The sequence below is a fragment of the Bradyrhizobium sp. dw_78 genome (assembly GCF_018449525.1).
Lineage (GTDB): Bacteria > Pseudomonadota > Alphaproteobacteria > Rhizobiales > Xanthobacteraceae > Bradyrhizobium.
This window is the reverse complement of the sequence record NZ_JAAVUS010000007.1, coordinates 349,471-373,719: the sequence shown is the minus strand read 5'-3', so window position 1 is coordinate 373,719 and position 24,249 is coordinate 349,471. Positions and strand designations below refer to the sequence as shown.

The 24,249-nt window shown below is 62.5% G+C and carries 26 protein-coding genes; 13 read left to right on the top strand and 13 right to left on the bottom strand.

Annotated elements, in window-relative coordinates; all coding sequences use genetic code 11:
- The first annotated feature begins 58 nt into the window (after positions 1-58).
- Positions 59-2,101 (top strand): ATP-binding cassette domain-containing protein, encoded by a 2,043-nt coding sequence (locus tag HB630_RS19940; RefSeq protein ID WP_213773979.1) that lies wholly within the window; start codon positions 59-61, stop codon positions 2,099-2,101.
- A gap of 202 nt (positions 2,102-2,303) precedes the next feature.
- Here the strand turns inward: HB630_RS19940 and HB630_RS19935 are convergent, their stop codons facing one another.
- From HB630_RS19935 to sdhC, 4 genes are all read right to left on the bottom strand, one after another.
- The gene (locus HB630_RS19935; RefSeq protein ID WP_213773978.1) at positions 2,304-3,086 is read right to left on the bottom strand and encodes a succinate dehydrogenase iron-sulfur subunit; all 783 of its coding nucleotides are present in this window, start codon (positions 3,084-3,086) and stop codon (positions 2,304-2,306) included.
- A 109-nt stretch (positions 3,087-3,195) separates the two neighbouring features.
- Positions 3,196-5,034 carry a succinate dehydrogenase flavoprotein subunit gene (sdhA, locus tag HB630_RS19930; protein WP_213773977.1) on the bottom strand — a complete coding sequence of 613 codons (1,839 nt, stop codon included), beginning with the start codon at positions 5,032-5,034 and terminating at the stop codon, positions 3,196-3,198.
- A gap of 2 nt (positions 5,035-5,036) precedes the next feature.
- Positions 5,037-5,411 carry a succinate dehydrogenase, hydrophobic membrane anchor protein gene (gene sdhD / locus HB630_RS19925; RefSeq protein WP_213774008.1) on the bottom strand — a complete coding sequence of 125 codons (375 nt, stop codon included), beginning with the start codon at positions 5,409-5,411 and terminating at the stop codon, positions 5,037-5,039.
- A 29-nt stretch (positions 5,412-5,440) separates the two neighbouring features.
- On the bottom strand, positions 5,441-5,839 hold the full coding sequence (gene sdhC, locus HB630_RS19920; RefSeq protein ID WP_213773976.1) for a succinate dehydrogenase, cytochrome b556 subunit: 399 nt from the start codon (positions 5,837-5,839) through the stop codon (positions 5,441-5,443).
- A 241-nt stretch (positions 5,840-6,080) separates the two neighbouring features.
- Between sdhC and HB630_RS19915 the strand changes: the two genes are divergently transcribed.
- A complete protein-coding gene (locus HB630_RS19915; protein ID WP_213773975.1) occupies positions 6,081-6,935 on the top strand; it encodes a sulfite exporter TauE/SafE family protein in 855 nt (284 codons plus the stop codon).
- Positions 6,850-7,731, top strand: coding sequence for a cytochrome c oxidase assembly factor Coa1 family protein (locus tag HB630_RS19910; protein ID WP_213773974.1), 882 nt, complete (start codon positions 6,850-6,852; stop codon positions 7,729-7,731). Before HB630_RS19915 ends, HB630_RS19910 begins: the two co-directional genes overlap by 86 nt.
- Here the strand turns inward: HB630_RS19910 and HB630_RS19905 are convergent.
- Positions 7,713-9,260, bottom strand: a complete 1,548-nt coding sequence (locus tag HB630_RS19905; RefSeq protein ID WP_213774007.1) for a malonyl-CoA synthase — start codon at positions 9,258-9,260, stop codon at positions 7,713-7,715. The genes HB630_RS19910 and HB630_RS19905 overlap by 19 nt on opposite strands.
- Positions 9,261-9,351: 91 nt before the next feature.
- Here HB630_RS19905 and HB630_RS19900 point away from each other — a divergent pair, with 91 nt between their 5' ends.
- The 4 genes from HB630_RS19900 to leuB all read left to right on the top strand — a co-directional run bounded on the left by HB630_RS19900 (position 9,352) and on the right by leuB (position 13,118).
- The gene (locus HB630_RS19900; RefSeq protein ID WP_213773973.1) at positions 9,352-10,113 is read left to right on the top strand and encodes an SDR family oxidoreductase; all 762 of its coding nucleotides are present in this window, start codon (positions 9,352-9,354) and stop codon (positions 10,111-10,113) included.
- Between the two features lie 190 nt (positions 10,114-10,303).
- A complete protein-coding gene (locus HB630_RS19895) occupies positions 10,304-10,930 on the top strand; it encodes a cytochrome b/b6 domain-containing protein (protein ID WP_213773972.1) in 627 nt (208 codons plus the stop codon).
- Between the two features lie 74 nt (positions 10,931-11,004).
- Positions 11,005-11,790: a molybdopterin-binding protein gene (locus HB630_RS19890; protein ID WP_213773971.1), complete on the top strand. Its 786-nt coding sequence runs from the start codon at positions 11,005-11,007 to the stop codon at positions 11,788-11,790.
- Positions 11,791-12,005: 215 nt separating this feature from the next.
- On the top strand, positions 12,006-13,118 hold the full coding sequence (gene leuB, locus HB630_RS19885) for a 3-isopropylmalate dehydrogenase (RefSeq protein ID WP_213774006.1): 1,113 nt from the start codon (positions 12,006-12,008) through the stop codon (positions 13,116-13,118).
- Between the two features lie 247 nt (positions 13,119-13,365).
- On the opposite strand, the gene HB630_RS19880 is transcribed toward leuB, so the two are convergent.
- Positions 13,366-13,749: a hypothetical protein gene (locus HB630_RS19880; RefSeq protein WP_213773970.1), complete on the bottom strand. Its 384-nt coding sequence runs from the start codon at positions 13,747-13,749 to the stop codon at positions 13,366-13,368.
- A 172-nt stretch (positions 13,750-13,921) separates the two neighbouring features.
- On the bottom strand, positions 13,922-14,728 hold the full coding sequence (locus tag HB630_RS19875; protein WP_213774005.1) for a hypothetical protein: 807 nt from the start codon (positions 14,726-14,728) through the stop codon (positions 13,922-13,924).
- A gap of 116 nt (positions 14,729-14,844) precedes the next feature.
- Between HB630_RS19875 and HB630_RS19870 the strand changes: the two genes are divergently transcribed.
- The gene (locus HB630_RS19870; RefSeq protein WP_213773969.1) at positions 14,845-15,879 is read left to right on the top strand and encodes an aspartate-semialdehyde dehydrogenase; all 1,035 of its coding nucleotides are present in this window, start codon (positions 14,845-14,847) and stop codon (positions 15,877-15,879) included.
- 34 nt (positions 15,880-15,913) lie between these two features.
- Positions 15,914-16,474, top strand: coding sequence for a TIGR00645 family protein (locus HB630_RS19865; RefSeq protein ID WP_213773968.1), 561 nt, complete (start codon positions 15,914-15,916; stop codon positions 16,472-16,474).
- A gap of 122 nt (positions 16,475-16,596) precedes the next feature.
- Here HB630_RS19865 and HB630_RS19860 read toward each other — a convergent pair whose 3' ends face one another.
- The gene (locus HB630_RS19860; protein ID WP_213773967.1) at positions 16,597-17,250 is read right to left on the bottom strand and encodes a carbonic anhydrase; all 654 of its coding nucleotides are present in this window, start codon (positions 17,248-17,250) and stop codon (positions 16,597-16,599) included.
- 162 nt (positions 17,251-17,412) lie between these two features.
- Here HB630_RS19860 and HB630_RS19855 point away from each other — a divergent pair, with 162 nt between their 5' ends.
- Positions 17,413-18,291, top strand: a complete 879-nt coding sequence (locus HB630_RS19855; protein ID WP_213773966.1) for a CoA ester lyase — start codon at positions 17,413-17,415, stop codon at positions 18,289-18,291.
- Between the two features lie 58 nt (positions 18,292-18,349).
- On the opposite strand, the gene HB630_RS19850 is transcribed toward HB630_RS19855, so the two are convergent.
- From HB630_RS19850 to HB630_RS19840, 3 genes are all read right to left on the bottom strand, one after another.
- A complete protein-coding gene (locus tag HB630_RS19850) occupies positions 18,350-19,159 on the bottom strand; it encodes a hypothetical protein (RefSeq protein ID WP_213773965.1) in 810 nt (269 codons plus the stop codon).
- A 39-nt stretch (positions 19,160-19,198) separates the two neighbouring features.
- Entirely contained in the window at positions 19,199-19,804 is a 606-nt protein-coding gene (gene leuD / locus HB630_RS19845; protein ID WP_213773964.1) for a 3-isopropylmalate dehydratase small subunit, read from the bottom strand.
- A gap of 133 nt (positions 19,805-19,937) precedes the next feature.
- Complete coding sequence (locus HB630_RS19840) at positions 19,938-20,336, bottom strand: metallopeptidase family protein (protein ID WP_213773963.1); 399 nt, start codon at positions 20,334-20,336, stop codon at positions 19,938-19,940.
- A gap of 140 nt (positions 20,337-20,476) precedes the next feature.
- On the opposite strand from HB630_RS19840, the gene HB630_RS19835 reads away from it, so the two are divergent.
- The 3 genes from HB630_RS19835 (at position 20,477) to HB630_RS28785 (ending at position 22,071) form a co-directional block, all read left to right on the top strand.
- The gene (locus tag HB630_RS19835) at positions 20,477-20,794 is read left to right on the top strand and encodes a hypothetical protein (RefSeq protein WP_213773962.1); all 318 of its coding nucleotides are present in this window, start codon (positions 20,477-20,479) and stop codon (positions 20,792-20,794) included.
- A gap of 428 nt (positions 20,795-21,222) precedes the next feature.
- Positions 21,223-21,432: a hypothetical protein gene (locus HB630_RS19830; RefSeq protein WP_213773961.1), complete on the top strand. Its 210-nt coding sequence runs from the start codon at positions 21,223-21,225 to the stop codon at positions 21,430-21,432.
- Between the two features lie 300 nt (positions 21,433-21,732).
- Positions 21,733-22,071 (top strand): hypothetical protein, encoded by a 339-nt coding sequence (locus HB630_RS28785; RefSeq protein WP_213773960.1) that lies wholly within the window; start codon positions 21,733-21,735, stop codon positions 22,069-22,071.
- A 69-nt stretch (positions 22,072-22,140) separates the two neighbouring features.
- Here the strand turns inward: HB630_RS28785 and HB630_RS19820 are convergent, their stop codons facing one another.
- Both HB630_RS19820 and leuC read right to left on the bottom strand, forming a co-directional pair.
- Positions 22,141-22,350, bottom strand: coding sequence for a hypothetical protein (locus HB630_RS19820; protein ID WP_213773959.1), 210 nt, complete (start codon positions 22,348-22,350; stop codon positions 22,141-22,143).
- 194 nt (positions 22,351-22,544) lie between these two features.
- The gene (gene leuC / locus HB630_RS19815) at positions 22,545-23,951 is read right to left on the bottom strand and encodes a 3-isopropylmalate dehydratase large subunit (protein WP_213773958.1); all 1,407 of its coding nucleotides are present in this window, start codon (positions 23,949-23,951) and stop codon (positions 22,545-22,547) included.
- Positions 23,952-24,249: the final 298 nt, after the last annotated feature.

The window sequence follows — 24,249 nt, the reverse complement described above, 5'->3', positions numbered from 1 at the left end:
AGCCGCCGTCGGAGCCGAGCGGCGCGCCGCATCGCCCGTCGCGGCGGCGTTGCCGTCGATGCTTGTGGCGCTGGGATGGCTCGGCACGGCACGGAGCCTGGCGGCGCTGCTGCCTTCCGCCGACACGCCGATGACGCTGGAGCATCTCGAACTGATCCTTCCGGCGCTCGGATTCCGCACCCGCCGCGTGGTGGCCACGGGCCTCCCGTCGGACGCCAGCCGGCTACCCACCGGCAGTCTTGCCCGGACCCGTGCTGGAGATTTCGGCGTCTATCTCGGCGAGCCTGAAGGCGAAGACCTCTGGCTTGTCAACGGCCGCTACAGTGGTCTTGCACTTTCGTGTGGTGACACTATCCTCGCGGTCGAGCCGGACATCAACTTCCACGGGGTCAATGAGGCTCGGCCAAACTGGTTTCGCAGTCTGTTCGAACGGATGCGCGACCAGATTTTCAGACTCTTCGCTGTGAGTTTCGTCATCAACATGGCGGCGCTTTCCGTATCGCTCTACACCATGGCGGTCTACAGCATCGTGATTCCCTCGGGGGCGACCAATACGGTCTGGAGCCTGGCGCTGCTGGCGCTCGTCGTGGTGACAGGCGGCTGGATGCTGAGTGTCGGCCGTCAGTTCCTGGGGTCGGCGATGGGGGCATGGGCGGGAACCCGCATCGGCACCGCGACGATGGGCAAGATGCTGGCGCTGCCCTTGGAGACGACGGCAAGGCCTGGTGCGCTGAACAACCTGATCCGCATGCGCGGCTTCGAAAACGCGCGCATGTTCCTGAGCGGGGCCGGCGGTCTCAATCTGATCGACTACCCGTTCATCGTGATCTTCCTGGTGGTGATCGCGCTGATGGGCGGCTGGCTGGTCTTTGTGCCGATCGTCGCCCTTATCGCCTATGCGGCGCTCGCCTTGCCGATCTCCGACTATGTGGGCAGCAAATCGACCGCTGCCGGCATTGCATCCAGCCGGCTCGAAGAGAACGCGGTATCCGCTTTCCAGGGCATGAACGCTTTCTATCGGGCCGGTGCTGACAGCCGGTGGCTCAGCAACTTCGCCAAGCTCGCGCGCGAATCGGCGGCCCGTAACCGGGATTACGCGATTGCCGTTGCCCGTGCCCAGGCGATCGGACAGATGCTGAGCATGCTGACGGTGCTGGCCATATTGTGCGTCGGCGTCGTTCTGGTTCTCGGTCGCGCGATGAACGCCGGCGGGCTGGTGGCCGCGATGATGCTGATCTGGCGAATCACGACGCCTGCGCAACAGGCCTTCAACTCCATGGTTCGCTTACGTCAGGTGCAAGGCTCCATCCGGCAACTCGACCAGTTGATGGCAACACCGGCTGAAAGCACGGGCTCCGAATTCTCCAGCCCTGCCGGTCTCGCCAATGTCACGCTCACGGCCGAGCGGATCTATTATAGACCCGATGCTGATTACGATGCCGCGCTCAACGGGGTCTCCTTTAGTGCGCGTGCCGGCGAACGGGTCGCCATCGTCGGCCCCAGCGCCGGCGGCAAGAGCGTGCTTCTGGAATGCCTGGCGGGCCTGCGGCGCCCGCAGTCCGGCCGCGTTTTGATGGGCGGACGGGACATCCGGCAGTTCGATACGACGGAATATCGTGCCTGGATCGGCTACGTGCCGCAGGTCGTCCCCGCACTGCCTCTTACCGTCCGTGATTATCTGCGCCTGCGCACGCCGACGCTGAGCGATCCCGATGCCTTTGCCGCCCTGGAACGTATCATAGGTCCGGGCTGGCGGGAGCTGTCCGCGTTCGGCCGCAGCGCCGACCGCGTGCTGGATCGCGAGCTCAACCCGTTCTCGGAGGATATTGCCGAACTGCAATTCCGCCACCTGATGGCCTTCGTCGCGGCGACGCTCAACCGGCCGGCAATTCTGCTGCTCGACGGAGACGGCATCGCCGGCACCCCGGAGTGGGAGCCGCGAATCCTGCGCTACCTCGATTCGATTCGCGGAACGACGACGGTGATCTGGGCGCCGCACAGCACCGCACATGTCCAGGCCTGCCAGCAGATTGTCGTTCTGGAGCGCGGAAATGTGCTGCGTGCCGGTCCAACAGCGCAGCCCCTGGCATCGACAGGTTGACGGGAGACCGGGCTAAATCCTTGGCCGCAACTCTCGTTTTCAATGCGCCCGGCACGAAGGCTCTGGCGATTGCCGGCCGCGCCGGAGCGATCAAAGCGTAATGCGATTAGGTTGAAACGGATGGCATCGGAAGTTCACCTCTCCCACCGGGAGAGGCGAACGGAGCATGCGGCCAAATCGATTCAGCCAAAACCCGTCCTGCTCAGATCTGCCGTTCGACCATCTTGAACTTGAGCTCGGCAATGGCCTCGGAGGGGTTCAAGCCCTTTGGGCAGGCCTTGGCGCAATTCATGATGGTATGGCAGCGATAGAGCCGGAACGGATCTTCGAGATTGTCGAGCCGTTCGCCGGTGGCTTCGTCGCGGCTGTCCTTGACCCAGCGCGTGGCCTGCAGCAGCGCGGCGGGACCGAGGAAGCGTTCGCTGTTCCACCAATAGCTCGGGCAGGACGTCGAACAGCAGGCGCAGAGAATGCACTCGTACAGACCGTCGAGTTTCTCGCGGTCCTCATGGCTCTGCTTCCATTCCTTCTGCGGCGTCGGCGTCGTGGTCTTCAGCCACGGTTCGATGGAAGCGTATTGCGCATAGAAATTGGTCAGGTCAGGCACCAGATCCTTGACTACCGGCTGATGCGGCAGCGGATTGACCTTGACCGCGCCGTCCTTCACGTCGTGCATCGACTTGGTGCAGGCCAGCGTGTTCTGGCCGTCGATGTTCATGGCGCAGGAGCCGCAGACGCCTTCGCGGCAGGAGCGGCGAAAGGTCAGCGTCGGGTCGATATGGTTCTTGATCCAGATCAGGCCATCGAGAACCATCGGACCGCAATCATGAACGTCGACATAATAGGTATCGACGCGCGGATTTTTGCCGTCGTCCGGATTCCAGCGATAGATGTTGAACTCGCGCGTCTCGGTGGCGCCGGCCGGCTTCGGCCACGCCTTGCCGCCGGTGATTTTCGAGTTCTTCGGAAGTGCGAATTCAACCATCTTCGTTGCCTTTACGGTTCAATTCGTCATTGCCGGGCTTGACCCGGCAATCCATCTTCCTTCGAAGAAAGATGGATGCGCGGGTCAAGCCCGCGCATGACAAGCAAACTCAATACACCCGCGCCTTCGGCGGAATGTACTGAACGTCATTGGTCATGGTGTAGTCATGCACCGGGCGGTAATCGATCGAGGTCTTGCCGGCCCCGTCGATCCAGGCCAGCGAATGCTTCATCCAGTTCTTGTCGTCGCGGTCGGGAAAATCCTCGCGCGCATGGGCGCCGCGGCTCTCGGTGCGGTTGGCCGCCGAGTCCATCGTCACCACCGCCTGCACGATCAGATTGTCGAATTCAAGCGTCTCGACCAGGTCGGAATTCCAGACCAGCGAGCGGTCGCTCACGGAAACATCGCCGATGCCGCCGTAAACTTTGTGAATCAGGTTCTTGCCTTCCTGCAGCACTTCGCCGGTGCGGAACACGGCGCAATTATTCTGCATCACATGCTGCATGCTGTCGCGCAGCTTGGCGGTGGTCGTGCCGCCGGCGGCGTAGCGATAATGGTCGAGCCGTCCGAGCGCCTTTTCGGCCGAATTGGCCGGCAATTCCGGCTGCTTGCCGTTCGGCGTCAGCTTTTCGGCGAGGCGCAGCGCCGCGGCGCGGCCGAACACCACGAGATCGATCAGCGAGTTGGAGCCGAGCCGGTTGGCGCCATGCACGGAGACGCAGGCGGCTTCGCCAATCGCCATCAGGCCCGGCACCACCGCATTGTCGTCGCCGGCCTTCTTGGTCAGCACTTCGGCGTGGAAATTGGTCGGGATGCCGCCCATGTTGTAGTGGACCGTCGGCACGATCGGGATCGGCTCGCGGGTGACGTCGACATTGGCGAAAATCCTCGCCGATTCGGAAATGCCGGGCAGCCGCTCGTGCAGCACCTTGGGATCGAGATGGTCGAGGTGCAGGAAGATGTGGTCTTTCTTCTTGCCGACGCCGCGGCCTTCGCGGATTTCGATCGTCATCGCGCGCGACACCACGTCGCGCGAGGCGAGATCCTTGGCGGACGGCGCATAGCGCTCCATGAAGCGCTCGCCTTCCGAATTGACGAGGTAGCCGCCTTCGCCGCGCGCGCCTTCGGTGACCAGACATCCCGCGCCGTAGATCCCGGTCGGATGGAACTGGACGAACTCCATGTCCTGCAGCGGCAGGCCGGCCCGCAGCGCCATCGCGCCGCCGTCGCCGGTACAGGTATGGGCCGAGGTGCAGGAGGCGTAGGCGCGGCCATAGCCGCCGGTGGCGAGGATCGTGGTCTGCGCCCGGAACCGATGCAGCGTGCCGTCATCAAGCTTGAGCGCGATCACGCCGCGGCAAACGCCCTGATCGTCCATGATCAGGTCGATGGCGAAAAATTCGATGTAGAATTCCGCTGAATGGCGCAGCGCCTGGCCGTACATGGTGTGCAGCATGGCGTGACCGGTGCGGTCGGCGGCGGCGCAGGTACGCTGCGCCTGGCCCTTGCCGAAGTCCAGGGTCATGCCGCCGAACGGCCGCTGGTAGATCTTGCCGTCTTCGGTGCGCGAGAACGGCACGCCCCAATGCTCGAGCTCGTAGACGGCGTCGGGCGCGTTGCGCACCATATATTCGATGGCATCCTGGTCGCCGAGCCAGTCCGATCCCTTGACGGTATCGTACATGTGCCAGCGCCAGTCGTCCGGATGCATGTTGCCGAGCGAGGCCGAGATGCCGCCTTGCGCGGCGACGGTGTGCGAGCGGGTCGGAAACACCTTGGTGATGCAGGCGGTGCGAAGGCCGGCCTCGCTGCAGCCCACCACGGCGCGCAGGCCGGCGCCGCCGGCCCCGACCACCACGACGTCGTAAGTATGATCTTCGATCGGATAGGCTTTTCCATTGGTGGCCGGGCCACCATTTGCGGCCTTGCCGTTACCCTCGCCAGCCATGGCTACACTCCGGATGACAGTTTGAGGATCGCGTAGATCGAGGCCAGCGCCACCGCGATGCAGAAGAAATTGTTCACCATCACGGCCGCGATCTTCAGCGTCTCGTGTTGCACATAATCCTCGATCACGACCTGCATGCCGATTTTCATGTGCCAAGTGCTGGCGACGATGAACAGCAGCATGATGATCGCGATCGGCGCTGAGCCGAGAATCTGGGCTGCGCCTGCCTGGTTGCGGCCGAGCAGCATCATCACCACCACGATGACGGGTACGATCAACAGCACCATCGCGACAGCGGTGACGCGTTGGCGCCAGAAATCGCTGGTGCCGGAATGCGACGCGCCGAGATTGCGCACGCGACCCAGCGGGGTGCGCATCGACTTCGCGGCGGAAGAATTAGGTGTGCTCATCGGCCGCCTCCAACCATGTAAGCGACGATCCACAACAATACGGTGAGCGAGATGCCGCCGATCAGCGCGCCCCAGGTCAGGGCTTCGCGCTCATTGGCCTTGAAGCCGTAGCCGAGGTCCCAGACGAAGTGCCTGACGCCGCTGAGAAGATGATGCATCAGCGCCCAGGTATAGGCGAAGACGATCAGCCGCCCGATGAAACTGCCGGTGAACGCCTGCACGTTGGCATAGGCGGTCGGGCCTGTCGCCGCTGCGATCAGCCACCACGCCAGCAGCAAGGTGCCGACATATAGCGCGACGCCGGTTGCCCGGTGAAGGATGGACAGCGCCATCGTCAGGGTCCAGCGGTAGGTCTGAAGATGAGGCGAAAGCGGGCGTTCGATCCTGGCGGTCATTTAGCTGCTTCGTGTTTGGCGGGCCCGCGCAGGGCCTCTAGGGATCGCAGTAGAGGAATTCTATTTACGAACTCGAAACAGTGAGTGCAACGGCGAAATCGGCAGTTTGCGAATAAGAGTTCATATCTACGATGTGCCTTGCATTTACAGGGCTTGACAAGCACTGCAGCCTGCCGATGGCTGGTATACCTGAAGCACGATTCATGAACGAGCCGGTTGTGTACGGCGGGGGAAATGCAGGATGGCGATCACGGGGCTGGACCTCTCCGAACTGCTGGAACTGGCGCTGTTGCTGGTGGCGGTCGGCGCGCTGTCGGGATTTCTCGCCGGCCTGTTCGGGGTCGGCGGCGGCGCGATCCTGGTGCCGGTGTTTTACGAATGTTTCCGGCTCGCCGGCGTGCCGCTGGAGGTCCGGATGCCGCTTTGTATTGGCACCTCGCTCGCCATCATCATTCCGACCTCGATCCGTTCCTGGCGCGCCCACCGTGTCCGCGGCGCGGTCGATACCGAAATCCTGAAGGCGTGGTGGTTGCCGGTGCTGATCGGCGTGATCGCCGGCAGCGTCGTCGCGCGCTATTCGCCGGAGCGATTGTTCAGGATCGTGTTCGTGCTGGTGGCCTATGCGGCCGCCATACGCCTGTTGCTGGCGCGCGAGAGCTGGAAGTTCGGCGACGATCTGCCGAAGGGGCCGCTGATGAAAGTCTATGGCCTCGCCATCGGCCTGCTCTCGACGCTGATGGGCATCGGCGGCGGGTTGTTTTCGAACCTGCTGATGACGTTTTATGGCCGGCCGATCCACCGCTCGGTCGCGACCTCGTCGGCATTGGCGGTGCTGATCTCGATTCCCGGCGCGATCGGCTATGTCTATGCCGGCTGGCCAGCGGCGGCGCATTACCCCGGTGTCCTGGCGCTGCAAATGCCGTTCGCGCTGGGGTATGTCTCGCTGATCGGCGCGGTGCTGGTGACGCCGACCACCCTGCTGACAGCCGGGCTCGGCGTCAGGGTCGCGCATGCGCTGTCGAAGCGCGCGCTGGAGATTGCATTCGGCAGCTATCTCTTCATCGTCGGCAGCCGGTTTATGGTCAGCCTGTTGTAATTCCATCCCGCAAATCCAGGCGTATATCGATTGTCGATCCAACCTGGGCTTGCAGCGGCCTTGCGGGACTGTATTAAACCGGCTGGCCCTGAAGCAGGATTTGGAAATGACTGACGCGCACGCTTCAATCAATCCGACCGAGATTCCGGCGGAGATCGATCGCTGGAATTGGGGCGCATTCCTGCTCAATTGGGTATGGGGTGTCGGAAACAACACATTCATCGCGCTTCTGACCCTCATTCCGGGTGTCGGCGTTGTGATGATTTTCGTGCTTGGCGCGAAGGGTAGCCGTTGGGCGTGGCGCAATGGGCGTTGGGACAGCATCGCACATTTCAAACGGGTGCAACGTCAGTGGGCGATATGGGCCGTTGTCGTCTGGCTCGGATTCATCACGCTATGGGTCGGATTGTTGGGCGGAATTTTTTTCTTTCTCAAGCATTCCGACGCCTACCAGCTCGGCGCGTCGAGACTTCAGGCCAGCGCGGAAGCTGCCGAACTGCTCGGCAGCCCGATCACGACCGGCATACCGGTGGGTGCGATCAATATCACCGGTGCAACGGGGCATGCGGTCCTGAGTTTTTCGGCGACTGGTCCGAAAGCCGCGGGGCGGATTTTCCTTGAAGCGCTTAAGAAAGACGGCGTCTGGTCCCTCAAGACGATGACGCTGAAGGTTGACGGACGCGTTAGCGTGATCGATCTACTCGGAGATTCCAGAGTGGAGCTTGAAACGTCGCGCCGGCGTCTCGTCGCGATACCCTGCGACCAGGTCGCGACGTTTTACTTCGCTTTCGTGTAAATATCCGCGTACATATCCCGCAGAACATTCTTCTGCACCTTGCCCATGGTGTTGCGCGGCAATTCGTCGACCACGAACACCCGCTTCGGCATCTTGAACTTGGCCAGCCGCCCCTCGAGCGCCTTCAGCACCGAGGCCTCATCGACTTCGGCGCCCTTGCTGCAAACCAGGACGGCAGTGACGCCCTCGCCGAAATCGGCATGCGGCACGCCGATCACGGCGGATTCCACCACGCCCGGCATGGCGTCGATCTCGCTTTCGATTTCCTTCGGATAGACGTTGAAGCCGCCGGAGATCACCAGATCCTTGCCGCGGCCGAGGATGTGTACATAGCCCTTGTCGTCGATCTTGCCGAGATCGCCGGTGATGAAGAAGCCGTCGTCGCGGAATTCGGACTTGGTCTTTTCCGGCATCCGCCAATAGCCCTTGAACACGTTCGGGCCCTTGACCTCGATCATGCCGATGGTGTCGCGCGGCAGCTCTTTTCCGGTCTCTGGCTCGGTGACGCGCACGGAAACGCCGGGCAGCGGATGGCCGACGGCGCCGGGCACGCGCTCGCCGTCATAGGGGTTCGACGTGTTCATGTTGGTCTCGGTCATGCCGTAGCGTTCGAGCACGTCATGTCCGGTACGCGCCTGCCATTCGCGATGGGTGTCGGCGAGCAGCGGCGCCGAGCCCGAAATGAACAGGCGCATATGCCGGGTGGATTCTCGGTTCAGGGCCGGGTTCTGCAACAGGCGCGTATAGAAGGTCGGCACGCCCATCAGCACCGTGGCGCGCGCCATCAGCTTGATGATCAGGTCGGCATCGAATTTCGGCAGGAAGATCATCGCGGCGCGGGCGAACAGCGTGACGTTGCTGGCTACGAACAGGCCATGGGTGTGATAGATCGGCAGCGCGTGGATCAGCACGTCCTTGTCGGTGAAGCGCCAATAGCCGACCAGGCTGAGCGAATTCGATGCGAGATTGTCGTGCGTCAGCATCGCGCCCTTGGAGCGGCCGGTGGTGCCGGAGGTGTAGAGGATCGCGGCGAGATCGTCGTTGGCGCGTGCAACCGTCGTAAACTCAGGCTTCGCCTTGGCCGCTGCGTCGGTCAGCGATCCCTTGCCGTCGGCGCCCAGCGTCATGACCTTGGCGCCGATCTTTTTCGCGATCTCGCCGATGCCTTCGGCCCTGGCGGGATCGCATACCACCAGCGCCGGCTCGGCGTCGGTGATGAAATATTCAAGCTCGTTCAGCGTGTAGGCGGTGTTGAGCGGCAGGTACACCGCGCCGGCGCGCACGGTCGCGAGATAGAGCACGAGGCCCGGGACCGACTTCTCGGTTTGCGCCGCAACGCGGTCGCCCGGCTTGACGCCGCCTCCCACCAGCACATTCGCCATCTGTCCGGCCCGGGCGATCAGGTCGCCATAGCTGATGTGCTCGCCGTCGAGCGTTTCGATCGCAAGGCGGGCCGGATCCTCGAGGCTGTCGAACAGGCGAGAAAACAGGTTGGCGTTCATGATGGTTTTCCAAGCTGCATTATGCATCATTACGGGCGCGGCTGCATCCGGTCGGTCGCGAAACCTCAAGGCGTCCAATAGCAAAAACGCCCTTCAAAAAGCAACGGAGACAGTTTGCATGTCAAATAATGGGAAACGCGTGGCCTGGGTGACGGGTGGCGGCAGCGGGATCGGGGAAGCCGGCGCGGAGGCCCTGGCCGCGGACGGTTGGACGGTGGTGGTCTCAGGCCGCCGCAAGGACGCCCTGGACGGCGTCGTGGCCAGGATCGCCAAAAGCGGCGGCAAGGCCGAAGCGATCGCGCTCGACGTCAGCAACAAGGCCGGGGTCAACAAGGCGGCCGAACAGATTTTGGCCGTACACGGCCGGATCGACCTCCTGGTCAACAGCGCCGGCATCAACGTGCCGAAGCGCAGCTGGGCCGATATGGAACTCGAAGGCTGGGACAAACTGGTCGAGATCAACCTCAACGGCGTGCTCTATTGCATGCGGGCGGTGCTGCCGGCGATGCGCGCGCAAAAAGACGGCAGCATCATCAATGTGGCGTCCTGGGCCGGCCGTCATGTCTCGAAAATGCCGGGCCCAGCCTACACCACCACCAAGCACGCGGTGCTGGCGCTGACCCATTCGTTCAACATGGATGAATGCGTCAACGGCCTGCGCGCCTGCTGCCTGTCGCCCGGCGAGGTCGCGACCCCGATCCTGAAGCTGCGGCCGGTGGTGCCGAGCGAACAGGAACAAGCCAGGATGTTGCAGCCCGAGGATCTCGGCCGCACCATCGCCTTCGTCGCCAGCATGCCGCCACGGGTCTGCATGAACGAGATCCTGATCAGCCCGACCTGGAACAGAGGCTTCGTTCAGACCCCGGCCAACCGGGATTAGTTCGCTCCGTCGTTGTCCCCACGAAAGCGGGGACGACAACGGAACGAGTGGCCGCGGGCCGGGGAAACCCGGCTCGCTTTTTTGTGAACGTCGACGGCGAAGGCGATCGGTTGGATCGCGCGCATCGCGGTAACGAAACCTGCATCCGCGGCGTATAACCCAAACAACGACTTTCAGCGATGGAACGGCCATGTCCAGTCTTGCAGTCATCGATGTGCATCACGCACCGAAAGCAAACGTGATTCAGCCGGCATGGGTGCGGATCATGCACTGGATCAACGCGGTGGCGGTGATCCTGATGATCATGTCGGGATGGCAGGTCTACAACGCATCGCCGCTGTTCAGTTTCTCGTTTCCGCCCGCAATTACGCTGGGCAGCTGGCTTGGCGGCGCGTTGCTGTGGCACTTTGCCGCGATGTGGCTGTTGATGGTCAATGGCCTGTTCTATCTCGTCTGCGGTTTCGCGACCGGCCGCTTCGCCAGGAAGCTATTGCCGATCACGCCATCGGGCGTGATGGCCGATACCAGGGCCGCGCTGACCTTCAAGCTGCCGCATGAGGATCTGTCCAAATACAACCAGGTGCAGAAGCTGCTGTATGCCGGGATCATCGTGGTCGGCATCGTCATCGTGCTGTCGGGGCTTTCGATCTGGAAGCCGGTGCAGTTGCAATATCTGACGGCGTTGTTCGGCGGTTATGATTTCGCGCGCTACGTACATTTTGCCTGCATGGCGGCGATCTGCGCTTTCCTGGTGGTGCATGTCGCGCTGGCGCTGCTGGTGCCGAAAAGTCTGCGCGCGATGATCATTGGGCGCTAGGGCATGATCCCGAAAAGTGGGGACCGGTTTTCGGGAAAATCATGCCCGAGAAAGCAGGTTCGAGGAGAACAATCATGGCCCGCAAGCGCCCGCTTCTGATTCCCGGCGTCGACAAGAAGCTCCTGGTCAAGGACGCCGCCAAGCTGATGCCGGATTTCACGCGCCGGCGTTTCATCGCCGCCGGCGCCAGCCTCGGCGCGTTGACGCTGTTGACCGGCTGCGACGTGTCGGACGGTTTTTCGGCCGAGGAGATGCTGAAGCAGATCTCCAAGTTCAATGACGCCGTGCAGGCGCGGATCTTCAATCCCAACGCGCTGGCGCCGACTTTCCCCGAAAGCGCCATCACCAAGCCGTTTCCGTTCAACGCCTATTACGATCTCGACGATGCGCCGGAGGTCGACGGCAAGGATTGGAAGCTCGAGGTGCGCGGCCTCGTCGACAACAAGAAATCATGGACGCTGGACGAGCTCTACAAGCTGCCGCAGGTCAAGCAGGTCACGCGCCATATCTGCGTCGAGGGCTGGAGCGCGATCGGAAGCTGGACCGGCACGCCGCTGCGCGATTTCCTCAAGCTGATCGGCGCCGACACCAGCGCGAAATATTGCTGGTTCCAATGCGCCGATGCCGAGGGTTACAACTCGCCGCTCGACATGGAAACGGCGCTGCATCCGCAGACCCAGATGACGTTCAAATTCGCCGATCAGATCCTGCCGCGGGCCTATGGCTACCCGATGAAGATCCGGGTGCCGACAAAACTCGGCTTCAAGAACCCGAAATACGTGATCTCGATGGAGGTCACCAACGACTACAAGGGCGGCTACTGGGAAGACCAGGGCTATAATTCGTTCAGCGGAAGCTGAGCAACCCGCGCAGGGCGGCTCTAAGCGAAAGCGCGCCCGCCACGTCCGGTGCGCCCCGGTTTGGCGGGGCCGGTGCGACCGCGCCTTTGTCCCCTGCCGTTCCCGTCCGATGCGTGCTTGCCAATACCGCCGTGGCGTTTTAGCACTCCGCCACAACGAAAATCGTCATGGCCGGGATAGGCGCGGGCATGACGGTGGTGGATGAGGTTTTGATCATGGCGACCCATAAACTGCTGCTTCTCCCCGGCGACGGCATCGGCCCCGAAGTGATGGCGGAGGTCGAGCGCCTGATCGGCTGGCTCAACGCGCAAGGCATCGCGCATTTTGAAACCGAGCAGGGACTGGTCGGTGGCGCGGCCTATGACGCGCATAAGGTCGCCATTTCCGAAGCCGACATGGCCAAGGCGCAGGCCGCCGATGCCGTGATCTTCGGTGCCGTCGGCGGCCCGAAATGGGACAGCGTGCCCTATGAGGCGCGGCCGGAAGCCGGCCTGCTGCGGCTGCGCAAGGATCTCGGCCTGTTCGCCAATCTGCGCCCGGCGGTGTGCTATCCGGCGCTGGCCGACGCCTCCAGCCTCAAGCGCGAGGTGGTCGAAGGCCTCGACATCATGATCGTGCGCGAATTGACCGGTGGCGTCTATTTCGGCGAGCCGAAAACCATCACCGATCTCGGCAACGGCCAGAAGCGCGCGATCGACACCCAGGTCTACGACACCTACGAGATCGAGCGCATCGCGCGGGTCGCCTTCGATCTGGCGCGCAAGCGCCGCAACAAGCTGACCTCGATGGAAAAGCGCAACGTCATGAAATCGGGCGTGCTCTGGAACGAGGTCGTGACGCAGGTCCATGTGCGCGAATACAAGGACGTGCAGCTCGAGCATCAGCTCGCCGATTCCGGCGGCATGAATCTGGTCAAATGGCCGAAGCAGTTCGACGTCATCGTCACCGATAATCTGTTCGGCGACATGCTCTCCGACATCGCGGCGATGCTGACGGGGTCGCTCGGCATGTTGCCGTCGGCCTCGCTCGGCGAGATCGACGCCAAAAGCAGGAAGCGCAAATCGCTGTTCGAGCCGGTGCATGGCTCGGCGCCCGATATCGCGGGCAAGGGGCTGGCCAACCCGATCGCCATGCTGGCCTCATTCGGCATGGCGCTGCGCTATTCCTTCGATATGGGCGCTTTGGCCGACAAGCTCGATGCTGCCATCGCCGGCGTGCTCGCCAACGGCTTGCGCACGGCGGACATCAAGTCCGAAGGCACCAAGGCGGTCTCGACCGCCGAGATGGGCCAGGCGATCCTGAAGGAATTGCAGGCGCTGCACGCCTAGGCGCGCGCTTTTCCCGGAACGTCAGTCCGGCCTTAAGCAGAATAGGGTGGGCAAAGCCGCCGGGTCGCGCGCATGCGCGCCCGATGACAGACTTCGCGTGCCCATCAGTTTGCGATTTGATGAAAATGGTGGTGGGCACGGCGCTGCCGCGTCTTTGCCCACCCTACCGCTTCCTTATGGTGGCACCAAAAACGTGAATGGCCGGGACGAGCCCGGCCATGACGACGCTCGTTCAATGCGATCCCGCTCAATACAGCGGGAAAGTCTGCGGATAGAATCCGCCCATGTCGGACGGCGGGTTCAGCGGCTGGCGATCGAGCGGGTGGTTGTTGTTCTCGCGCGCAAACGAATAGCCCGGCGGAAATGCGTAATCGGTGAATTTGCGGTCGCCCGGCAGCACTTCGGTGCCGGCGTCAAGCCAGGAGCGCTTGGTGATGTAGACCCGGGTGTGCGGTCCCTGCTGAACGACCACGTTGGGACCGCTCGGCCCGTAATAGGCATGGCCGTTCTTGTCATATTTCAATCGGGCCGACTGCGCGCTGGCCGCTGTCATACCAAGGCCCGCCGCTACAGCTGCGATCGCCACAAACGACACCGCAAGTTTGCTCACGGCAGGGAATTTCCAGTTCATCATGTCCTCATGGTCCGGCGCAGCGCCATATCCGATTTGACCGGCACTCTAGCCGTTGGGGATATACAGCGACAAGGTCAATCGGGCCACACTGCCGGACATAATGCGGCGCGAGATGAAAAAGTTGCATGAAAACCAGCGCCTTGACCCTAGATCTGGCGCGTTCGGCCGATCACAGCGCGCCGCGCAGCCTCGGGTTTTCGGCATTGGTCACCCAATCCGCCGAAAGTGCTGAGGTGGCCGCGGCGCCGCAGTCGCCGCGCCGGAGCTCGGCGCGGGCGAATAATTCCGCCAGTCTCGGCTCGTTTCCGGCGGAGAGCAGGATCAGCCGGTTCAAGAGGCAGCCGATCCTGGCGCGCCCGGCCGGCAAGGTGGCGTCCTGGCAGGCCCAGCCGGAGAGCCGCAAGTCTGGATCGTCGATCTGTTTCAGGAAGGCGAGGCAGGGCGGCCTGCGGTCCGTTTGCCCGGTGGGGCGCAACAGCGATACCGGGCCGAATTTGCTGTCGATGACGCCGGCTGCTTCCAGTTCGCGCCCGCCGCCGGGGTCCACCCGGTTCGCGAGTTCTGCCAATGGCGGCTGCGGCGGGTTCGATTCGCCGCCCCGGCGGTAGATTTCGAGCTCCGCCACCGGGTTTTCCCCTGCCGCGACCCAGCGCATGACATCCTTGCGGCCTCCTTCCGGATGCCGGAGGATTTCGTAAGTCTCTGTTTTTCCGATAAAATCAGATTGGCTGATGGCGAACGCCGGATAGGAGCGCGTGGCGGCACTCCAGCCCGCCGGTGCGGCAGGTGTCGCCGCCGCGTCGATCCGCAATTCATTCCACTGATGCAGGGCGACGATGGCAAGCAGCGCCAGCGTCCCCACATAGGCTATCAGGCGGGCCGCCATGCGGCAGCCTTCGTCGAAGGAGCTGCTCAGGGCCGGGTGAATTCTGGACGGCTGGTAGAAATCGGCACGGGTGCCCCAAAACAAACGCATCAAACGCTTACGCACCCTGTCCAACATTGTCTTGAGGGCGTTTCTCGCATAGAAGCGCTGCTCCTTCCCTTTCCGGGCGAAGCAGGGGCGGGGCATTTTTCTTCGGAGAGTGAACGATGGGTTATAAAGTCGCGGTGGTCGGAGCGACCGGCAATGTCGGTCGGGAAATGCTCAACATTCTCGACGAACGCAAATTCCCGGCTGACGAGGTGGTGGCGCTGGCCTCACGCCGCAGCGTGGGCGTCGAAGTGTCCTATGGCGACCGCACCCTGAAAGTCAAAGCGCTCGAACATTACGATTTCTCCGATGTCGACATCTGCCTGATGTCGGCGGGAGGCTCGGTGTCGAAGGAATGGTCGCCGAAGATCGGCGCCGCCGGCGCGGTCGTGATCGACAATTCTTCCGCCTGGCGGATGGATCCGGACGTGCCGCTGATCGTGCCCGAGGTCAACGCGGACGCGGCTGCCGGCTTCGGCAAGAAGAACATCATCGCCAATCCGAATTGCTCGACCGCGCAGCTCGTGGTCGCGCTGAAGCCGCTGCATGACAAGGCGGTGATCAAGCGCGTCGTGGTCTCGACCTATCAGTCGGTGTCGGGCGCCGGCAAGGATGCGATGGACGAACTGTTTTCGCAGACCAAGGCGGTCTATACCAACAGCGAACTGATCAACAAGAAATTCCCGAAGCGTATCGCCTTCAACGTGATCCCCGAGATCGACGTGTTCATGGAGGACGGCTACACCAAGGAAGAGTGGAAGATGATGATGGAGACCAAGAAGATTCTTGATCCCAAAATCAAGCTGACCGCGACCTGCGTGCGGGTGCCGGTGTTCGTCGGCCACTCGGAAGCCGTCAATATCGAGTTCGAGAATCCGATCTCGGCCGATGAGGCGCGCGATATCCTGCGCAAGGCGCCGGGTTGTCTCGTGATCGACAAGCGGGAGCCCGGCGGCTACGTCACGCCCTACGAGGCGGCCGGCGAGGACGCGACCTATATCAGCCGTATCCGCGAGGACGCGACGGTTGAGAACGGTCTGGTGCTGTGGTGCGTGTCGGATAATTTGCGCAAGGGCGCGGCGTTGAACGCGATCCAGATCGCCGAATGCCTGATCAACCGCAAACTGCTCAGCGCCAAGAAAAAAGCCGCATAAAGGCGAGCTAAGCACCGGGGGAGCCGGAATTGCGATGAGCGAACAGCCGGCGCCTTACCGACCGAATCCGTCATTGCAGCGCATCGAGCACGGGCTTGAGAGCGTGCTGTTCAACAGCCGCTGGCTGATGGCGCCGTTCTATCTCGGTCTCGTCGTCAGCCTGGCGGTGCTGCTGATGAAATTCGTCATGATGTTGTGGGAGTTCATCGAGCACGCGGTGAGTGCCAAGGAATCCGACATCATCCTCGGCGTGCTCGGCCTGATCGACGTTTCCCTGACCGGCAATCTGATCCTGATCGTGGTGTTCTCGGGCTACGAGAATTTCGTCTCCAAGATCGACCCCGGCGGCCACCCGGATTGGCCGGACTGGATGACCAAGGTCGATTTTGCCGGGCTGAAGCAGAAGCTGCTGGCCTCGATCGTCGCGATTTCGGCGATCCAGGTCCTGAAGGCGTTCATGAATATCGATGCGACCTTCGATGCCCAGAAGCTGGGCTGGCTGGTCGGCATCCATCTGGTGTTCGTCGTCTCCGCCCTGATCCTTGCATTGTCCGACCGCTGGGGCGGCGATCATGGGAACGGCGCGGAGCATTAGATTCAACCCTCATGGTGAGGAGCGCGAATGCGCCGTCTCCGGACAATGCGTCGCATCGCCGGGAGAACCATGAAGCCCGCACTCGTGGTCATCCTTCGAGACGCATCGCTTCGCGTTGCGCCTCAGGATGAGGCCTGCTCTTCCCCCGCGCTGCGAAACTCCTTTGTCGCCTGGTCGAGCACGAACAGCGAGCCTTCGGTGACGCCGAAATAGGCGCCGTGCAGTTGCATCTCGCCATGCTCCACCGCCGACCGCACGAATGGAAACGTCATCAGGTTTTCCAGGCTCCGGAACACCGCGGCCTTCTCGATCCGTACCGTGAAATCCTGCATGGTCTCGTGGCCTCGCTGCTCGACGATCTCTCCCGGCTTGACGAACATCGCCATCCATTTGCCGATGAAATCGCCGGGCGATAGCGGCGCGGCCTTGTCGATGAAGGCGCGGATGCCGCCGCATTGCGCGTGCCCGAGCACCACGATGTGTTCCACCCGGAGCACCGAAACCGCATATTCCAGCGCCGCCGAGACGCCATGCGTGCCCGCGTCGGGCTGATAGACCGGCACCAGATTGGCGACGTTGCGCACCACGAACAGTTCGCCGGGGCCGGCGTCGAAGATCACTTCGGGCGATACCCGCGAATCGCAGCAGCCGATCACCATCACCGTCGGTGACTGGCCGCGTTCGGACAGTTCGCGGTAGCGCGATTGTTCGGTCGGCAGCCGCTGTGTCGCGAAAGTCCGGTATCCGTCGAGCAATAGTTTCGGAAACGATATCATGACTGTCGCCTAACCATATGTCGGCGCCGGGAACAAGACTTTCGGGCCAAGGCTTGAGATGACAAGGCTTGAGATGATAGGCCTGCATCCGGAAAGATGACACCGGCTTTCCCGGCCAGATGGCCAGGCGATGCCTGTCGATAACAGCTGAGGGAACCCGCCATGATTCGTCCGCGCCGCAGTCTGCTTTTCATGCCGGGGTCGAATGCGCGGGCGCTGGAAAAGGCCCGTAATCTCCCCGCCGACGTACTCATTCTCGATCTCGAGGATTCGGTGGCGCCCGACGCCAAGGCGGTTGCGCGCGACCAGATCGCGCAGGCGATCGCCGCCGGGGGCTTTGGCAAGCGCGAGATCTGGGTCCGCACCAACAGCCTCGACACGACATGGTGGACCGATGACGTGGCCATGGCGGGCCAGGCGCGGCCGGACGGCATCCTGGTGCCCAAGGTTTCCAGCGTCGCCGACCTCAACGCCATCGGCGACCGGCTTGCCGCCATCGGCGCGGACAGTTCGATCAGGGTGTGGGCGATGATCGAGACCGCGCGCGCGGTGCTGGATGCCGACGCGCTCGCCGGCGCTTCGCGCGATCCCAAAACACGGCTCGCCGGATTTGTGTTCGGCCCGAACGATATCGCGCGGGAGACGCGGATACGGATGCTGCCGGGCCGCGCGGCGATGATTCCGATGATCACGCAATGCATTCTGGCGACGCGGGCCCACGGCCTGGAGATCCTCGACGGCCCCTACAGCGATTTCAGCAATGTCGACGGTTTTTCGCAGGAATGCGCGCAAGGCCGTGATCTCGGTTTCGACGGCAAGACGCTGATCCACCCCGGCCAGATCGAGGCCTGCAACGCGATCTTCACCCCGCCCGCGGAGGAGATTGCCTATGCCCGCAAGGTGATCGCGGCATTCGAGCTGCCCGAAAACGCCTCGCGCGGCGCGATCCGGCTCGACGGCCAGATGGTGGAGCGGCTGCATGCCGAGATGGCCCGGCGCACCATTGCGATTGCGGATGCGGTCGCGGCGATGGGACATTAAACAAAACAGGCGGGGCATTGAACAAGCCTCGCGGTGACGCGAGCGCAAACGCCGCTCGTCAGGACGAGGATCCAAACCGCTCCGTGGCCCACGCATAGAGGCTGCCGGGAATGGGCGCCTGCTTGCCGCGGCCTTTCGGCGACACGTGAAAGCCCACCACATCCCGGTCCGCGATCAAGGCCGAAAAATCGGAGGGCTCGAAAAACAGTTTCGGCTCGGCATGAACCGCATAAAACGATTTCTTGGGCAGCGCATGGTGCAGCTTGCCAAAGCGCCGTCCAAGCGCGGTCAGCGCCGCCGGACCGAAGATCGCCACACGGATATCGGACAGGCGGCGGGACCCGCCGCGCAGTTTGCGCAGCGCGAAGGTCAGGCGATGCCGTAGCGACAGCCAGTCCGGTGTCAATTCGTCGCTTGCCATCAGTTTTTCGAAGGCGATGACGATCGGATCTTTCGCCGGCAGATAGAGCACTGAATTGCCAAGCTGGCGCGGCCGCTCCCAGGCGAAATAGGGCTGGGCCGGATCGATTTCGACCGGCTTCAGCAGCAACACGTCGGCGTCGAGCCATAGCCGGGGATGATTTGGACTGGCACGTTGCCCCATCAGCCGCATCCGGAAGAAATCGCTGAATTGCAGCGTGGTCCAGTCGCGCCAGCTGCCGTCCGGTTGCGGCGGCCGCAGTCTTTCCGAGAAGGCGTAGGGCAGCACCGCTTCGGCTTCCGCGTTGCCGACGCCGTCAGGCAATCCCGCCAGCGGATCGAAACTATAGATGGTGACCTTGTGCCCGGCGGCGACCTGCGATTTCAGGCAGGTTTGCCGTAGCGCATCGAGCGGGCCACGCCAGAAGGTGACGATATCCGGCCGCATGTGCGTCACCAAATGTGCCTCGCCAAATGGCGGAGCGGATCAAGCCCAGGCGCGTTCGGTCTTGAGCTTTGCCTCATAGCTGTCGATCGAGGCTTTCTTCTCCATCGTCAGCCCGATGTCGTCGAGGCCGTTCAACAGGCAGTGCTTGCGGAACGGATCGATCTCGAATTTCACCTTGCCGCCGTCGGGTCCTCGGATTTCCTGACTGGGCAGATCGATGGTCAGCGTCGCGTTGGCGCCGCGCTCGGCATCGTCGAACAGCTTGTCGAGGTCTTCATGCGACACCCGGATCGGCAGAATGCCGTTCTTGAAGCAGTTGTTGTAGAAGATGTCGCCGAACGAGGTCGAGATCACGCAGCGGATGCCGAAGTCCAAGAGCGCCCAGGGCGCATGCTCGCGGCTCGAACCGCAGCCGAAATTGTCGCCCGCGACCAGCACCTTGGCGTTGCGATAGGCCGGCTTGTTGAGGATGAAATCCGGGTTCTCGCTGCCGTCATCCTTGTAGCGCTGTTCGGAAAAAAGCCCCTTGCCAAGCCCGGTCCGCTTGATGGTCTTCAGGTACTGCTTCGGGATGATCATGTCGGTGTCGACATTGATGATCTTCAGCGGCGCCGCGACGCCTTCCAGCGTGGTGAACTTGTCCATGTTTCGATCTTCGCTGTTATGGGTGGCCGGTTTGCAATTTCCGCCCGCGGGGGCCGTGAATTTGCAGATTTACCGCGCTTTTAGCCCGATCGCGGCCGCCGTCCAAGGTCAAATTTAAAAGGCTCAAATTGACCTATTCCGGATCAGCCTCGATCGCCTCCATGTCATTGTCGGAAAGGCCGAAATGGTGGCCGATCTCGTGGACCAGCACGTGGCGGACGATATGACCGAGCGGCTCGTCATGCTCGGCCCAATAATCGAGGATCGGGCGGCGGTAGAGCCAGATCATGTTGGGCAGCTGGACCACGTCGCCATGGCCGCGGAACGGGATGCCTATGCCCTGAAACAGGCCAAGCAGGTCGAATTCGCTCTCGGCTTCCATCTCTTCGAGCACGTCGTCGGCCGGAAAATCCTCGACGCGGATGACCACGTCCTCGCACAGGTCGCGGAAATCCTTTGGCAGGCGCTCGAAAAGGTCGAGCGCCATCTTCTCCATTTCGGCAAGGCTGGGTGCTTTGGCAGATATCCACATTGCAGCTGTCTAGCGCGTCTTTCGCACAGATGCATGACGGTTTTCGCGGCGGCGCGCAGTTGACCTTGCCGCGGCAATCGGAGACCGTGGGGATCACAACGGTTCAGGTGGGCCTCATGATCGGGATCAGGACAGCGGCCATGGCAGCCGCGCTTGCAGGCATTTTCCTGCTGCCGGCAACGGCAAGCAGAGCACAAACCGCTTCACCCGGCGTGAGAATCGCGCAGGCCTCGTCCTCCGATGCCGACGAGTCCGCGGCGCCGCGCCCGGCACGACGCCCGCTGCGGCGCATCCCGATTTATCCGCGCCGGGAAGGCGTTCCCGAGGAAGGCATCTATCCCTACGATTATCCGGGCCCGAATGCGGTGCGGGACTGCACGGCGACCTATGTGCAGGAGGACCGGCCGAGCGGAAGGGTCATCGTGCCACGCATGCATTGCTTCTGGCGGCCGGGCTAGTTTTCATCGGCGAGCCGGCACCCGACTGACGACGATCACGGGCGCGCGTCAAGCCACTTGCACAGTCATCAAGGCCCGTCCTGAAATCCGTACCGAAAATGCTGCGGCGCGACGGGAACCGAAGCGCACGATAGGCGTTTGGTCCGACGGCGCAGGTTATTCACTTCACATTCACGTCGCGAATTCTAGCCTACGATCTGCGTTGCGACGGGGCGGCTGATTGCTTCAGTTTGTTCGGCGCAGACGTGACATCCATGGACCAAGGAGAAGAGACATGAAGGTGACGAAAGTTCTGGGGCTTGCGGCTGTTGGCGCATTGCTCGTTCTCGCGGCTCCCACCCAGCACGCTCAAGCCATGTCGCTGAGCAGCCCCAGCGCCGCCGCAGCGGTCCGGGATGATGCGAAGCCGACAACCGAAGTGCGCTGGCATGGCCATTGGCACCGTCACTGGCATCGTCGTTGGCACCGCTGAGGGTATTGCCGCCAACCGTTTCCGGCAGATGAAAAGAACAGGCCCGTCGATGCGGGCCTGTTTTTTTAAGACGATAGAGCCGCAACAGGGCATGATTCCTCGCGACGAACGCGGAACGCGTTTGCGCATGAAGATCATGCTCATCGAACCTTCAATGCATTCATGACGCGTTCACGTCATCATCCTTAGTTTATCGTGGCAGTGAGACGAACGGCCCGGAAGCGGGCGCATAGCCTTTAACGCTTTCATCGGCCCATTTCAGGGAGATCGTTCATGAAGAGGATGTCTGTCCTCAGGCGCGGCCTGATTCATCGTCTGGCTTTTGCGGCGGCCGCGTTGCTGATGCTGTCGGTCGCACCAAACCAGCGCGCGGACGCTATGTCGTTGATCGGTCCCGGTGCGGGACAGTCAGGATCGCATGCTCCTGATGGGCTGATGACCGAAGTTCGCCACGGTGGCGGCGGTCATGGCGGCGGCCATGGTGGTTTTCACGGCGGCGGATTCCATGGAGGTTTCCACGGTGGAGGATTCCATGGTGGTCGTTTCCATGGCGGCGGGTTCCGCGCCGGCGGCTTTCATCATCGCGGCTTTTACCACGGTGGATTCCGCCATGGCGGGTACCGGCTCTACGGACACCGTTTCCACCGGCATTTCCATTACGGTCCGTCCTATTATTACCATCCGCACCGCCGGTGCCGGATCATCTGGACCCATTACGGTCGGCACCGTATTTGCCACTGGCACCGGTGGCATCACCGGGGATTTCTGTTTCCGCTTTTCTGACGATGCGTCGTGCGGCGGCTGAAAATGAATTGGGCGCCGATCGGCGCCCGTTTCATTCCCGCTTTGTGTCCGCGCGATCTCCGGGGCAGGATCATCCCCTGTCCCAATCCTTGAACTTCCAGGATTTGACCCGCCACGGCGTCAGCGTCTCCATCCGCCACTGATTCCAGCCATCCGGCGGCCAATGGCTGAGACGTGAGGTTTCCTTGACCTCGGGCTCGACCGCGCGCGGGGTGAACCGGCGACGCTTCTGGTGCGTCGCTTCGCGGATCATATCGATGAATTCGGACTTTTCGGCCATGGCACGCTCCCGGCGATAGGCCTCGCCTTCACGAAAAGGGAGTGTGCGCGCCGATCTTTAACGGCTGGTTTCCAGGACGCCTTGAGATTGACGAAGAGTAACGGTTTGGGTGCTTTTGTCTTGATGCATCTTCCTGACGCGAGCCGGTTCCCGCCCCGGATCGTGTCCGGGGCAGGTCTTCGCTCGAAAACGCTCTACCGCCACTCCCTCACGTCGACGAAGTGCCCGGCGATCGCCGCGGCGGCTGCCATCGCCGGTGAGACCAGATGGGTGCGGCCCTTGAAGCCCTGGCGGCCCTCGAAATTGCGATTCGAGGTCGAGGCGCAGCGCTCCTCCGGCGACAATTTGTCCGGATTCATCGCCAGGCACATCGAACAGCCCGGCTCGCGCCAGTCGAACCCGGCCTTGATGAAGATCTTGTCGAGGCCCTCGGCTTCCGCCTGCTCTTTCACGATGCCGGAACCCGGCACGATCATGGCGTTGACGTTGCCGTTGACGGTCTTGCCCTCGACGATCTTGGCGGCCGCGCGCAGATCCTCGATGCGGCCGTTGGTGCAGGAGCCGATGAAAACGCGGTCGAGCTTGATGTCGGTGATTTTGGTGCCGGCCGTCAGGCCCATGTATTTCAGCGCGCGATGTTTCGAGAACCGCTTGGCCTCGTCTCCGATCTTGTCGGGATCTGGCACCACGCCTGAGATCGACACCACGTCTTCCGGCGAGGTGCCCCAGGTCACGATCGGCGGCAGCTTGGCCGCATCCAGCCTGATCTCGTGATCGAAATGCGCGCCCTCGTCGGAACGCAGCTTCTCCCAATAGCGCATCGCCGCGTCCCAGGCCTCGCCCTTCGGCGCCTTCGGCCGGCCTCGCAGGAAGTCGAAGGCTTTTTGATCTGGCGCGACCAGGCCGGCGCGGGCGCCGCCCTCGATCGACATGTTGCAGACCGTCATGCGGCCTTCCATCGAGAGCGAGCGTATCGCTTCGCCGGCATATTCCAGCACATAGCCGGTGCCGCCGGCGGTGCCGATTTCGCCGATGATGGCCAGAATGATGTCCTTGCCGGTGACGCCCTCGGGCAATTTGCCGTCGACGACGGCGCGCATGTTCTTGGCCTTTTTCTGGATCAGGGTCTGCGTCGCCAGCACGTGCTCCACCTCTGACGTGCCGATGCCATGCGCCAGCGCGCCGAACGCGCCATGCGTCGAGGTGTGGCTGTCGCCGCAGACGATCGTGGTGCCGGGCAGCGTAAAGCCCTGCTCCGGGCCGATGACATGCACGATGCCCTGGCGGCGGTCGAATTCATTGTAATATTCGATGCCGAATTCCTTGGCGTTGTCCGCCATCACCCGCATCTGCTCGATGCTTTCCGGATCCGGATTGGGTTTGGAGCGATCGGTGGTCGGGATGTTGTGGTCGACCACGGCGAGCGTCTTCTCCGGCGCATGTACCTTGCGCCCCGCGGTGCGCAGGCCTTCGAAGGCCTGCGGCGACGTCACCTCGTGGACCAGATGACGGTCGATATAGAGCAGGCAGGTGCCGTCCTCGGCTTCATGCACCAGATGGTCGTTCCAGATCTTGTCGTACAGCGTGGTCGGTTTGGACATGAGCGTCAGCTCCAAAGGAAAATTCGTGTGAGCGGTTGAGCGCGGTTACGCGCGAGCAAAAGAAACGTCGGCGCTGGTCAAAGCGCGTTTCTAAGCTCAGAGGTCGCCGAGGTCGCAAAGCGTCCGAAGAACCGGCCGGGCAGCCGCGAGCGATCGTCGATCACGATGGGAGCGACGCGCGAACCGGCCGTGCTGGTCTGGTCTGGAACCATTTTAAATGTCTAACACAGAGCCTGCCATTGCGACAATCGATCGATTGGCAGGACCGCCACCTACCGTCATTGCCGCGCTTGACCCG

What these genes read in the sequence shown, in the direction of transcription:
- HB630_RS19895 (WP_213773972.1), top strand. Translation starts at nt 10,304, where the DNA reads ATGTCCAGTCTTGCAGTCATCGATGTGCATCACGCACCGAAAGCAAAC.
- HB630_RS19935 (WP_213773978.1), bottom strand. Translation starts at nt 3,086, where the DNA reads ATGGTTGAATTCGCACTTCCGAAGAACTCGAAAATCACCGGCGGCAAG.
- HB630_RS19910 (WP_213773974.1), top strand. Translation starts at nt 6,850, where the DNA reads ATGCGCTGTCGAAGCGCGCGCTGGAGATTGCATTCGGCAGCTATCTCT.
- HB630_RS19940 (WP_213773979.1), top strand. Translation starts at nt 59, where the DNA reads ATGCTTGTGGCGCTGGGATGGCTCGGCACGGCACGGAGCCTGGCGGCG.
- HB630_RS19900 (WP_213773973.1), top strand. Translation starts at nt 9,352, where the DNA reads ATGTCAAATAATGGGAAACGCGTGGCCTGGGTGACGGGTGGCGGCAGC.
- HB630_RS19915 (WP_213773975.1), top strand. Translation starts at nt 6,081, where the DNA reads ATGGCGATCACGGGGCTGGACCTCTCCGAACTGCTGGAACTGGCGCTG.
- HB630_RS19905 (WP_213774007.1), bottom strand. Translation starts at nt 9,260, where the DNA reads ATGCATAATGCAGCTTGGAAAACCATCATGAACGCCAACCTGTTTTCT.
- HB630_RS19865 (WP_213773968.1), top strand. Translation starts at nt 15,914, where the DNA reads ATGAGCGAACAGCCGGCGCCTTACCGACCGAATCCGTCATTGCAGCGC.
- HB630_RS19875 (WP_213774005.1), bottom strand. Translation starts at nt 14,728, where the DNA reads ATGCGTTTGTTTTGGGGCACCCGTGCCGATTTCTACCAGCCGTCCAGA.
- HB630_RS19870 (WP_213773969.1), top strand. Translation starts at nt 14,845, where the DNA reads ATGGGTTATAAAGTCGCGGTGGTCGGAGCGACCGGCAATGTCGGTCGG.
- leuB (WP_213774006.1), top strand. Translation starts at nt 12,006, where the DNA reads ATGGCGACCCATAAACTGCTGCTTCTCCCCGGCGACGGCATCGGCCCC.
- HB630_RS19890 (WP_213773971.1), top strand. Translation starts at nt 11,005, where the DNA reads ATGGCCCGCAAGCGCCCGCTTCTGATTCCCGGCGTCGACAAGAAGCTC.
- sdhD (WP_213774008.1), bottom strand. Translation starts at nt 5,411, where the DNA reads ATGCGCACCCCGCTGGGTCGCGTGCGCAATCTCGGCGCGTCGCATTCC.
- HB630_RS19840 (WP_213773963.1), bottom strand. Translation starts at nt 20,336, where the DNA reads ATGTGGATATCTGCCAAAGCACCCAGCCTTGCCGAAATGGAGAAGATG.
- sdhA (WP_213773977.1), bottom strand. Translation starts at nt 5,034, where the DNA reads ATGGCTGGCGAGGGTAACGGCAAGGCCGCAAATGGTGGCCCGGCCACC.
- HB630_RS19820 (WP_213773959.1), bottom strand. Translation starts at nt 22,350, where the DNA reads ATGGCCGAAAAGTCCGAATTCATCGATATGATCCGCGAAGCGACGCAC.
- HB630_RS19860 (WP_213773967.1), bottom strand. Translation starts at nt 17,250, where the DNA reads ATGATATCGTTTCCGAAACTATTGCTCGACGGATACCGGACTTTCGCG.
- sdhC (WP_213773976.1), bottom strand. Translation starts at nt 5,839, where the DNA reads ATGACCGCCAGGATCGAACGCCCGCTTTCGCCTCATCTTCAGACCTAC.
- HB630_RS28785 (WP_213773960.1), top strand. Translation starts at nt 21,733, where the DNA reads ATGGCGGCGGCCATGGTGGTTTTCACGGCGGCGGATTCCATGGAGGTT.
- HB630_RS19855 (WP_213773966.1), top strand. Translation starts at nt 17,413, where the DNA reads ATGATTCGTCCGCGCCGCAGTCTGCTTTTCATGCCGGGGTCGAATGCG.
- HB630_RS19830 (WP_213773961.1), top strand. Translation starts at nt 21,223, where the DNA reads ATGGCCATTGGCACCGTCACTGGCATCGTCGTTGGCACCGCTGAGGGT.
- leuC (WP_213773958.1), bottom strand. Translation starts at nt 23,951, where the DNA reads ATGTCCAAACCGACCACGCTGTACGACAAGATCTGGAACGACCATCTG.
- HB630_RS19835 (WP_213773962.1), top strand. Translation starts at nt 20,477, where the DNA reads ATGGCAGCCGCGCTTGCAGGCATTTTCCTGCTGCCGGCAACGGCAAGC.
- leuD (WP_213773964.1), bottom strand. Translation starts at nt 19,804, where the DNA reads ATGGACAAGTTCACCACGCTGGAAGGCGTCGCGGCGCCGCTGAAGATC.
- HB630_RS19880 (WP_213773970.1), bottom strand. Translation starts at nt 13,749, where the DNA reads ATGAACTGGAAATTCCCTGCCGTGAGCAAACTTGCGGTGTCGTTTGTG.
- HB630_RS19850 (WP_213773965.1), bottom strand. Translation starts at nt 19,159, where the DNA reads ATGCGGCCGGATATCGTCACCTTCTGGCGTGGCCCGCTCGATGCGCTA.